Origin of the sequence: Vibrio sp. 2-Bac 85 (assembly GCF_037546705.1) — a bacterium.
In the GTDB taxonomy this organism is placed as follows: domain Bacteria; phylum Pseudomonadota; class Gammaproteobacteria; order Enterobacterales; family Psychromonadaceae; genus Psychromonas.
On record NZ_JALAAB010000046.1, the window covers coordinates 1 to 1,221 of the forward strand.

1 protein-coding gene is annotated in these 1,221 nt (G+C 40.5%); it reads left to right on the forward strand.

From position 1 onward, the window contains the following. Nucleotides 1–1,221 (forward strand): IS66 family transposase (gene tnpC, locus MT390_RS19670; protein WP_499442902.1); only part of this gene is annotated, 1,221 nt, incomplete at both ends.

Here is a 1,221-nt window from a genome sequence, read left to right on the forward strand (position 1 = left end):
CCCTAATAGAGAAAAGTCCCCAAAAAATAATAGTTCAAATACAACTGGTGGGCAAAAAGGCCATAAAGGGTCAACGCTACCACTTGATACTAATCCAGATATCGTCCATAAGTTACCAGTCGATAAGGCCCTTCTACCAAAAGGGCATTACAAAGAAGTGGGCTATGAGACGCGTCAAATTATCGATATCGAATTTGTACGGGTTGTTACTGAATATCAGGCCCAAATACTCGAAAATGAAGTTGGAAAACGCTTTGTTGCGCCATTCCCCGATGGGGTTAATAGCCGTATTCAATACGGAAATGGGTTAAAAGCGCATGCTGTTTATCTTTCTCAATATCAATTACTCCCTTATAAACGTATTCGTGAATATTTTACCGACCAGTTAGGTATTCCTCTGAGTAGTGGTAGCCTTTACAACTTCATTAATAGTGCCTATAGCAAGCTTGAAACGCTTAAAGTACCTGAAATAATTAAAACCAATTTGTTGAATGAGCCAGTACTGCATGCCGATGAAACGGGCATTAATATTAATGGAAAGAGGCAGTGGCTACACAACGCTTCATCATTGAATTGGACTTATCTGGCGGCACATGAAAAACGGGGACAAGATGCCATGGAGCACATCGGTATCCTGCCTCATTTCAACGGGGTGATATGCCACGACCATTGGAAACCGTATTACCGTTATCATTGTCAGCATGCATTATGTAATGCACACCATTTACGAGAACTAACGAGAGCTTATGAACAAGATGGTCAAGTATGGGCTGAAAGCATGCGTCTATTTTTAATTAATTTGAATCAATTAGTGGGTGATACAGAGGGTGTGCTTACTCAAGAAAAACAAGCAGAAACTATTAGTCAATACCGAGTTATTTTAAAAGAAGGTGAGCAAGAAAGCCCCCCACCAATACCAACTACCGGCCAACGAGGCAGGGTGAAAAAAACAAAATCTAGAAATTTACTTGAGCGTTTACAAAATTATGAAGATGACGTACTCAGGTTCATGATCGATAAAGCCGTGCCTTTTACCAATAATCAAGGCGAAAATGACTTGAGGATGGCAAAAGTTCAGCAGAAGATCTCGGGCTGCTTCAGGAGCGAATATGGAGCAGAAATGTTTTTTGGTCTTCGTAGTTACTTATCAAGCTGTAAAAAGCAGGGAGTAAGTGGCTCTACTGCTTTAACGCTATTGTTGAATGGCATGCTACCTAATAT